The following is a 9632-nucleotide window of genomic DNA, read 5'->3' as shown; positions in this document are numbered from 1 at the left end:
TTATTCAGACGAATACATTGAACAAATGGTTGAGCAAATTAATAGCCGACCTCGAAAGCTTTTCGGCTGGAGATCGGCTAAAGAATATTATTTATCTCAAGTGTTCCGGTTGAATTGACAATTCACCCGTAGAAAAAGCCCGTAACCACGTTACGAGCTCAAGCTAGTGTTCAGTAAAACTTTCAATCTAGTTTTTATTCAAATTCATACCGATGAAGATGATAAGCGAAATTACCATCAAACCCATCAAGACATAAATGCCAGTCTGCGAACCCGTCACAACACCAGCGCTTGGATGATTGGCAATAGCAGAGGCGAAGATTTGCGCAACAATTGCCGTTGCACTAGCACCGACAAATTGTTGCAACGTGTTCAAAACACTATTACCATCAGCATTCTCACTAGGTGCCAAACTAGATAACGTGATAGTCATCAAGTTCGCGTATGAGAAACCAATCCCAACCATCAACAACATGTGCGTCAACATCAACGTCCAGAACGACAAATCTTTAAAGAACACGGCCATCAAAACCATTGCTAACGTTGCAACACTAAGGCCAAACAAGATTGGCTTAACTGCGCCAAATTTATCCAATACACGTCCTGATACTGGGGCCAACACAGAACCAATAACCGCTCCTGGGAACATAAACAAGCCAGCAGCGGTTGCCGTACGTCCCAACCCAAGTTGCAGGTAGTTAGGCAAGATAAATGATAGACCTAGAAGAATCGCTTGATAAACCAGGAAACTAACCATCAAGCGGTCAAAACGTGAGTGACGCAAAATAGCTAGGTTCAATAGTTGGCGACGCTTGTTTAGGAACCCGAATACTACCAGCAAGACAATCGCAGCAATTAGGAACACTAATGATAGTCGTTCAACGGCCATTAGCAGCAATCCTAATCCTAGACCCAGGAAAACAAATGCGCCAAAAGCAAAATTTTCCGTTCGCTTAACTGTTTCAACTGGCATACTGGTCAAACCCATTACCGACGAAGCCAGTAGCAAAACAATCAAGAACCAGAAAATTGAACGCCACCCCAAACTATTTAACAAGACACCACCGTATGTTGGGCCAATGGCAGGTGCAATCGAAGTGGTCATGGTCCCAATCCCCATCATCACGCCACGACGATTAAGCGGTGACTTTGTCAAAATGATGTCAAACATCAATGGCAATGCAATTCCCGTTCCAATTCCTTGGAAAACACGGCCAGCTAGCAGCACCAACAAATTAGGCGCAAAGCCATCTAAAATGACACCTGCCAAAAACAGTAGGTTAGCAATGATAAATAGTCGACGCGGTGAATAATTTCGAATTAAAAATGCTGAAAGTGGCACCACCACGGCGATGGCTAGCAAATAGCCCGTCGTCACCCATTGCACACCATTTGCGTTAGTCTGAAATTCGTTCATCAAGGTTGGAAACGTAACATTCATCGACGTTTCAATCAACACCCCACTAAAACTCATGATGCCAGCGGCGATTACCGCTCGTAATACATGCCATTCTTTGGCCTGCATAAATTCCCTCCTTAAACAAATAAAAGGCGTCCATCATCCCTATCCGAAATGATGTTCGCCTCTATGTTCGGCACAAAAAAATTTGTGCTATCTGTACGTAACAACTCGTATTACTGTACAGATTTTATGCAAGTTTGTCAAAATTTTTAGTGATTTTCAAATCAAATGCTAATTTCGCGTTCGGCATTTTCAACACTGTCAGAACTGTGCACGATGTTACGAACCGCACCATCTTCCCAGTTGCGACCATAATCACCACGAATTGTACCAGGTGCTGCCTCGCTTGGATTAGTCACACCGGCCATTGCACGGAAGTTCTTCACGATGTTTGTTCCCGTCACGACCATTGCAACTAATGGACCACTTGTCATGTATTCGAGAATTTCTGGGAAATAAGGTGCATTTACCTTTTCGGCATAGTGACGACGCAATTGATCTTCAGTTGCTTCTGTCATCAACAATGACGTAATCTTGTATTCCTTGCGCTCCAAGTGTGAAAAGACTTCCCCCATCAAACCACGTGCAACACCATCTGGCTTAATCAAAACCAGTGTTCGTTCCTCAGACATATCATTATCCCCCTTGTCTTATATGGCTTAATATACCACAAATGCAATCTTTCACACACTAATATCCTGTCAGACGGGCAGAAAAAAACCAGCCTTATCAGCTGGTTTTGTTTTTCATATTAATGTGTACGTAGATACTTAACTGCATCGTCAAACGTCTTAACTGGCACAACCTTCATACCAGGCGCGTATTTCTTAGCCGTTTTAACTGCTAGTTGGTAATTTGTCATCCCATCAGATTCCATTGCCAAATTAGCCTTTGTTGGCTTGATATATGGCGCAAAGAAGATTTTAGCACCCGATTCGTAGGCCGCAATCACCTTTTTATCAATACCACCGATTTCACCGACGTTACCGTCCTTATCAATCGTACCAGTACCAGCGATTTTACGCCCAGCAGCCAAGTTTTCATTAGACAGCGCATCATACATTTCTAGTGAAAACATCAACCCACCGGATGGGCCACCGATGTCCCCCATATCCGCCGTAACATTTCGATCAGACGTCACATCGACAGCGTCTGTCAGCGCGATACCGATACCAGGTACTTTCTTAGTCCCGGCCAAAGCGACCGTCTTACCGGTTGCTTCTTTTGTCTTACCATTATGTTCGTAGTTAATCGTCAGTTTTGAACCCACTTTATTTTTGCGGATGTAATTTTGAAATCCCTTTGCAGATTCAAATGACTTACCATCGACTGAGGTAATCAAATCGCCAACGTGCAGGTGCTTTTTAAAGTTAGAGTTGTCTTGCACTGCCATGACATAGATACCGTTAAACGTGCGCTTATACGGAACCCCAGCTGCCTTAAACGCTGTTACTTTAGCTTCATTCACCGCAGAATCCATGTAAACCTTGTTAATGGCCACATTATCTGCTTGTGAGCCACCACCATTAGCTTCGTAGGATGTCATTAATGATGCTGTTGGATCGAGCCACGCCATAATAGCGCCGATTCCATTGACTTGCGACATGTAAACGGCTGTAATCATATACTCACCGTCAACTTTAGGATTTTTGCCGTCTACCTTGATATAACCAGACAGATTGTCAGCCTCGCCAGGCGTTTCAGCATATAGTGGCAATGGACTGACCAGTACCAATAACACCAACACAGCCGCGATAATGCCAGAAATTTTCAGCCATTTATGGGATTTCTTTTGTTTTTCAGCCATATGCTACTTCTCCGCAAACTTCTCAGCAAGCGCATTAGCAACTGGTCCAGGTACCAATTCATGCACATCGGCGCCAAAACTAACAACTTCTTTCAATATAGAGCTTGAGATGTTTTGGTGCTCTGGGCGTGCCATCAAAAAGACCGTCTCAACCTTGCCCAAGAAATGATTCATTTCAGCAATGTCACGTTCGTATAGGTAATCAGTTTCGTTACGCAAACCACGTACCAACGTATCAGCGTTGATTTCTTTCATATACTCAATCGTCAAACCAGCCATTTCACGTACTGAAACATTTGGCAAATCAGCAACAGATGCCTCAATCAAGGCAATCTTTTCTTCAAGTGAGAAGAGATACTTTTTCATCTTGTTAGTGCCGACACCAATGACAACCTCGTCAAAGAGCGTTGCAGCACGCTTAACAACATCTAGATGTCCATTTGTAAATGGATCAAAACTACCCGGAAATAATACGCGACGCATTATGCTTCCCCCTTATATTGATATAACTTGACCACCGTAATGCCGTAATCCTTTTCCTTTAAGAAGTCAAAATTAGGCATATCTTCTGGTAGGTTTGCATTTTGATCAGTTTCGGCCACAATCAACGCATCTGGCGCAATCAAGTTTGCCGCAACAAGTTTTTCAAGGTCAGCGGTAATTGTTTGCTTGGCATATGGCGGATCAAAGTACAAGACGTCAAATGGTTGTGACCCCATCAAACGTTGAATGGCTGCATCTGCCGTACTCTTAATCACCGTGAATTTCCCTGGTGCTTTTGTAATCGCGATATTTTCGTTAATGGTCTTGATCGCCGCAAATTGACGGTCAACCAACACTGCTTCGTCCAAACCGCGAGAAACACCTTCGATACTTAACCCGCCCGAACCAGCATACAAATCTAATGAACGGCCACCATCGAAATAAGGACCAATCATGCTAAAGATTGCTTCTTTTACCTTATCTGTAGTTGGTCGGGTTGCATCACCCGGGACCGCCTTCAATGGGCGACCACCAAATTCTCCACTCACAATACGCATTACAATTCCTCTTCTTCAGCCGGCTCATCCGCCAATTCTGATGGATCAACCGAAAATTCAAATGCCTCACCTTGGCTACCAATGGTTGTATCAACCTCAGGCCAGTGCGAAACATCAACAGATGCCACGAAGCCCAAGCGTTCAATCAACGCTGACTTTGATGCAACATCCTCTTCATTCATATAAATAACAGCATACTTCATTTTCTCTGAAATATAACTGACAACGCCAAAACGACGCAATTGGCGCGCTTGGCGAACATTTTTCAAATAAACCACGACACTTCGACGTGGCGTTACTTCAAAAGCCATTTATTCACGCTCCCGTAAACTTTCATTCTTTTTCAACACACCAATCATGTTAAAGGCGATTCCAAACGTAATTCCCCATGACATCAATGATGATCCACCATATGAAATCAATGGGAACGTCACACCAGTAATTGGCACGACGCCCACGACACCACCAAGGTTAACCAAAATTTGGATACCAATGTAGGCAGCAATACCGTACAACGTTAAGCGAATTTGCATGTTACGGGCCTTCACCGCGTAGATGACCAAACGCCAAATGATAAAGCCAAATACAGCAAGAATAATTAAAATCCAAGCAGCACCTAACTCTTCACCGACAATCGCCATAATAAAATCGGTATTCGGTTCAGGCAGATAACCCGCTTTTTGAATACTATTTCCTAAGCCGCGACCCCAGAAACCGCCGTTTGAAATAGCGTAGTAAGAATTAATCAACTGGTGACCGGCATCTTCTGTCTTCCAAGGATCGATGTACGACTCAAAACGCAACAACTGATAGTGCATCAATGGTAACTTTTCAAGCACTGGCAACAGCACCGGTACCAAAATCAGCACACCAATGACAATCCCAACCATTGTAATTAAACCCGTTGGTCGAATACCAGAGGTCAAAAATATAATCGCAAATAGCGCAAACAAAATCAACGCACCACCAAGATCGGGCATCAAACCAGTTAGCAAGATACCAACTCCTGGTGCAATGAAATCCTTATAGTAATGGAGGCGTTCTTTTACACCCGCACCAACTTTATACGGATTAACAACATTACGGGCAAAGCGTTTGGCAAACCATAAAATCATGGCTACTTTAAAGTATTCAACCGGTTGAATTCCGAATGTGCCAATATAAATCCAGCCTTTTGCACCCGAGGTAACTGGTCCAGCGATCAACGCTATGGCCAAGGCGAAGTCCGTCGCAACTAGGAATACCGATATCAGGTAATTAACCCTAGTCGACGACCAATTAATGTTGACACTAAATATCAAAAGCATCGCAGCCACGCTAATAACGCTGAACAGGGCTTGCTTAAATAAGAAAGATGTAGAAGATCCTGAATTCATATTTGAACTAGCTGAATACACCATTGTCACACCGAAGACTAAAACGCCGATGATTAATAGTAGCAAGACCAAATCGAGATATTTAAATTTTTCTTTGACGCGTTTTGGGGTCTCGCGGATGGTTCTTAACAACCGATAACCACGTCGCTTTTTCACAGCTTGCATCGCTCAGGGCTCCTTCATTAAAGTGGATAACTTGTTATATTTTAGCACACTTCACCCCTGAACATTTCCAACTTCACGAAATCACAAAAAACGCCCTTCAGCATGATGCTAAAGGGCGTTCTATTTGTCTAATTTAAAAAGATTAGCCTTGTTGAGCAATCTTCTTACGCTTAGCAGCCTTCTCACGCTCGGCCGTAACCAAAATTTGCTTACGGATACGTACGTGTTCTGGCGTTACTTCGGCGTACTCATCATCGTCCAAGAACTCCAATGACTCTTCAAGCGTCATATCACGTGGCGTCTTGATTGAGGCAGTTTGGTCCTTGTTTGATGAACGAACGTTCGTTTGGTTCTTTGCCTTCGTAACGTTAACTGAGATGTCGTTGTCACGGCTGTTCATACCAACAACCATTCCTTCGTAGATGTCATCACCAGGGTGAATAAACATGATTCCACGATCTTCAACACCCATGATAGCGTACGTCGTTGCTTGACCTTGGTTAATTGAAACCAAAGTACCGTTACGACGACCTGGGTTCCAGTTCTTAACAACTGGTGCGTACGTCTCAAACGTGTGGTTGTAGATACCGTATCCACGAGTCAATGACATGAATTCAGTTGAGTAACCGATCAATCCACGTGAAGGTACCAACCACTCCATACGAGTCGTACCAGTACCAGTTGGCTCCATGTTACGCATCTCACCCTTACGTTGGTTCAATGAATCGATAACTGATCCTGAGTACTCGTCAGGCGTGTCGATTTGAACAGCTTCGAATGGCTCTGATTCAACGCCGTCAACTTCCTTGAAGATAACTTGTGGACGTGAAACTTGCAATTCGAATCCTTCACGACGCAAAGTTTCGATCAAGATTGACAAGTGCAACTCACCACGTCCTGATACCAACCATGCACCAGCTTCATCAGTGTCATCAACACGCAATGAAACGTCAGTGTGCAATTCGCGGCGCAAACGATCTTCCAATTGACGAGCCGTCACGAATTTACCTTCGCGACCAGCAAATGGTGAATCGTTCGTACGGAACGTCATTTGCAAAGTAGGCTCATCAATACGCAAAACTGGCAATGCGTCCAAGTGTGATGGTTCAACAACAGTTTCACCAACTGAAATTTCTTCCATACCTGAAACGGCAATCAAGTCACCAGCAATAGCTTCGTTGATTTCAACACGGTCCAAACCGATGAAACCAAACAACTTCGTAACACGGAAGTTTTGCGTCGTACCATCAAGCTTCATAACAGTAACGTTGTCGCCAACCTTGATCTTACCACGGAAGACACGTCCGATACCGATACGTCCAACGAAGTCGTTGTAATCCAACAATGAAACTTGGAATTGCAAAGGCTCGTCTGAGTTATCTTCTGGCGCTGGAATCGTTTCGAATACAGTGTCGAAGATTGGCTTCATTGTGTGCTCTTGCGTTGCCAAGTCAGCATTCAATGATGACGTTCCGTTCATAGCTGAAGCGAAGATAACTGGGAATTCCAATTGGTCTTCGTCAGCACCCAATTCGATAAACAAATCAAGCACTTCGTCAACAACTTCAGTAGGACGAGCACCTGGACGGTCAACCTTGTTAACAACAACGATTGGCGTCAAGTTTTGCTCGAAGGCCTTCTTCAAAACGAAACGAGTTTGTGGCATCGTACCTTCAAAGGCATCAACAACCAACAAAACACCGTCAACCATACCCATGATACGCTCAACTTCACCACCGAAGTCCGCGTGTCCTGGCGTGTCCAAGATGTTGATTTGCTTGTCCCCAACCTTAACGGCTGTGTTCTTAGCCAAAATCGTGATACCACGTTCCTTTTCAAGATCGTTCGTATCCATGGCACGATCGCCAAGTTCAGTACGCATATCAAGCGTGTCTGATTGCTTAAGCAATTCATTAACCAACGTCGTCTTACCGTGGTCGACGTGGGCGATGATTGCAATGTTACGGATGTTTTCGCGCTTTGCCAAAATCCTATTCTCCTTGACTATACGTCACTTTTATTACTCTAATCGGTGTAACAACTAACAAATACGAGCCGCTGAACACGCGGCCCGGCTTATAGGTCACGTTCAATTGACATGATATCGTTATATGCTTGTTGTGTTGCCACTAGAACTGCTCCTGATAATAACATATTCACAGGTTGATCGTCAATTTTTCCGACTTTAAACCCTAATGCTTCACCAAGTAACGTCCCAGCAGCGTAGTCCCAAGGCTTCATAACACTGGCGTAAGCAACTGCTCGACCAGTCAAAACATATAAGTATGAAATACCTGCAGAACCATAGACACGGTACCCAATTGCTTGCTTCGCAATTTCAGGGAAACCGTATTGTTCATATAAGAGGCGTGCTCCTGACAAAATAACCAAACCATCTGCTAACGACGTGTTAACAGGCTGATTTAGTTTTTCATCATTGTGGTAGACCCCATATTCTGGACCACCGTGTACAATGTCGTGATTGACAACGTCCATAATCCACGCCATTACCGGCTTACCGTCTTCATAGACCGCCAGCATGGTTGCAAATTCAGCATGTTGCTTCACAAAATTCATTGTGCCATCGATAGGATCAACAAACCAAACACGGCCGTCCAGACTGTTAACTGCATCCCCAAACCCTTCTTCACCAAGAATCTTGGCATGTGGATCAAATCGTCGAATCGCATCCACATAGAATTGTTCAGTTTCTCGGTCAACATTCGTCACTAAATCGCGATGTCCTTGCTTTGTTTCGACCTGCATCCGTTGAGAGACACGCTTCAAAACATTATCGTGGACAGTATCTAGCCAACCAAGAACAGTTGTATCCAGCTTCTTTAATTGTGTCTCGTTCAACTGCTAGCCCTCCATTTTAAGGCGCTTAGTAGACGCTTGTTGGGCTGCCTGGATCGTCCGGTAGATACTGTAGTCTGATTCCACCCCGAACTCACGATCAAGTTGCTTCTCTTCAGCTTTACTTGGCACAACTGTTTTGAAATCCTTGTAAGCTGCTAAAAGCGCTTCACGATCCACGCCACCCTCGTACGCTGCAGAAACAGCCGAGTACAGTGCGCTTACCTTAATGATATCGTCTGTTGTCCACCCATCCAACATTGGATAGTTAAAATTCTTATCACCACTGACCATTCGGATTACCCGATGTAACGCGTGCCATCAGATTCTGACCATGGTGTCGTCTTGCTGATGTGATCGTAGTATAGCGTCCCGTGCAAGTGATCGATTTCGTGTTGGAAAACGATGGCTGGGTAACCTTCCAACTTCAACTCTTGGAAGTCGCCATTTTCGTCTTGATACTTAACCGTAATACGGTATGAACGCTCAACATAACCAGGTACGTCTTCGTCAACTGACAAGCAACCTTCACCCATTGACAAAGCTGTTTGCTTAACTGATTGACGCGTAATAACTGGGTTGTAGATTGTGCCCTTAAAGAAGTACGTTGGCTCAGCATCTTCGTCAATATCTGAGTCATCAACATCTTCATCAGGAATCAAAATTGATGAAAATTGTTGTGAAATACCAACTTGTGGAGCAGCAAGTCCAACACCTGGGCGAAGACCGTACTTTTCGTTTTCCTCTTCATCTTGGCTGATGATTAGGTATTCCATCATGTTCTTCGTGGCTTCCTTCACTTCATCAGAAAGTGGGAACGTCACCTTTGCAGCTTGTTGGCGCAAAACGGGATCGCCATCGCGCACGATATCCTTCATCAAATACATAGCTCTTCTCCTACCATTTTGTTTCTTAATAACAAGTAT

The 9632-nt window shown here is 44.1% G+C and carries 11 protein-coding genes; all 11 read right to left on the bottom strand.

Annotated features, from left to right (window positions below):
• Positions 1 to 187: 187 nt before the first annotated feature.
• Positions 188 to 1525 (bottom strand): MFS transporter, encoded by a 1338-nt coding sequence (locus C6P11_RS05570; protein WP_135519378.1) that lies wholly within the window; start codon positions 1523 to 1525, stop codon positions 188 to 190.
• A gap of 161 nt (positions 1526 to 1686) precedes the next feature.
• Positions 1687 to 2094: a nucleoside-diphosphate kinase gene (ndk, locus tag C6P11_RS05565; RefSeq protein WP_135519375.1), complete on the bottom strand. Its 408-nt coding sequence runs from the start codon at positions 2092 to 2094 to the stop codon at positions 1687 to 1689.
• A gap of 119 nt (positions 2095 to 2213) precedes the next feature.
• Positions 2214 to 3269 carry a SepM family pheromone-processing serine protease gene (locus tag C6P11_RS05560; RefSeq protein WP_135519372.1) on the bottom strand — a complete coding sequence of 352 codons (1056 nt, stop codon included), beginning with the start codon at positions 3267 to 3269 and terminating at the stop codon, positions 2214 to 2216.
• 3 nt (positions 3270 to 3272) lie between these two features.
• Positions 3273 to 3752 (bottom strand): pantetheine-phosphate adenylyltransferase, encoded by a 480-nt coding sequence (gene coaD, locus C6P11_RS05555; RefSeq protein ID WP_135519369.1) that lies wholly within the window; start codon positions 3750 to 3752, stop codon positions 3273 to 3275.
• On the bottom strand, positions 3752 to 4309 hold the full coding sequence (rsmD, locus tag C6P11_RS05550) for a 16S rRNA (guanine(966)-N(2))-methyltransferase RsmD (protein ID WP_135519366.1): 558 nt from the start codon (positions 4307 to 4309) through the stop codon (positions 3752 to 3754). Before rsmD ends, coaD begins: the two co-directional genes overlap by 1 nt.
• Positions 4309 to 4620, bottom strand: coding sequence for a YlbG family protein (locus C6P11_RS05545; protein WP_135519363.1), 312 nt, complete (start codon positions 4618 to 4620; stop codon positions 4309 to 4311). The genes rsmD and C6P11_RS05545 overlap by 1 nt, the downstream gene beginning before the upstream one ends.
• Positions 4621 to 5850: an FtsW/RodA/SpoVE family cell cycle protein gene (locus C6P11_RS05540; protein WP_135519360.1), complete on the bottom strand. Its 1230-nt coding sequence runs from the start codon at positions 5848 to 5850 to the stop codon at positions 4621 to 4623.
• Positions 5851 to 5992: 142 nt separating this feature from the next.
• Positions 5993 to 7837 (bottom strand): translational GTPase TypA, encoded by a 1845-nt coding sequence (gene typA / locus C6P11_RS05535; protein ID WP_135519357.1) that lies wholly within the window; start codon positions 7835 to 7837, stop codon positions 5993 to 5995.
• Positions 7838 to 7926: 89 nt separating this feature from the next.
• Positions 7927 to 8709, bottom strand: a complete 783-nt coding sequence (locus C6P11_RS05530) for an inositol monophosphatase family protein (RefSeq protein WP_135519354.1) — start codon at positions 8707 to 8709, stop codon at positions 7927 to 7929.
• 3 nt (positions 8710 to 8712) lie between these two features.
• Positions 8713 to 9000 (bottom strand): UPF0223 family protein, encoded by a 288-nt coding sequence (locus tag C6P11_RS05525; protein WP_135519351.1) that lies wholly within the window; start codon positions 8998 to 9000, stop codon positions 8713 to 8715.
• A 5-nt stretch (positions 9001 to 9005) separates the two neighbouring features.
• A complete protein-coding gene (def, locus tag C6P11_RS05520) occupies positions 9006 to 9593 on the bottom strand; it encodes a peptide deformylase (protein ID WP_003609338.1) in 588 nt (195 codons plus the stop codon).
• Between the last annotated feature and the right edge of the window lie 39 nt (positions 9594 to 9632).

Source organism: Weissella confusa (genome assembly GCF_004766315.1).
In the GTDB taxonomy this organism is placed as follows: Bacteria; Bacillota; Bacilli; order Lactobacillales; family Lactobacillaceae; genus Weissella; species Weissella confusa_A.
Note: the sequence above shows the minus strand (reverse complement) of the source record. Positions and strands in the feature narration are given on the sequence as shown.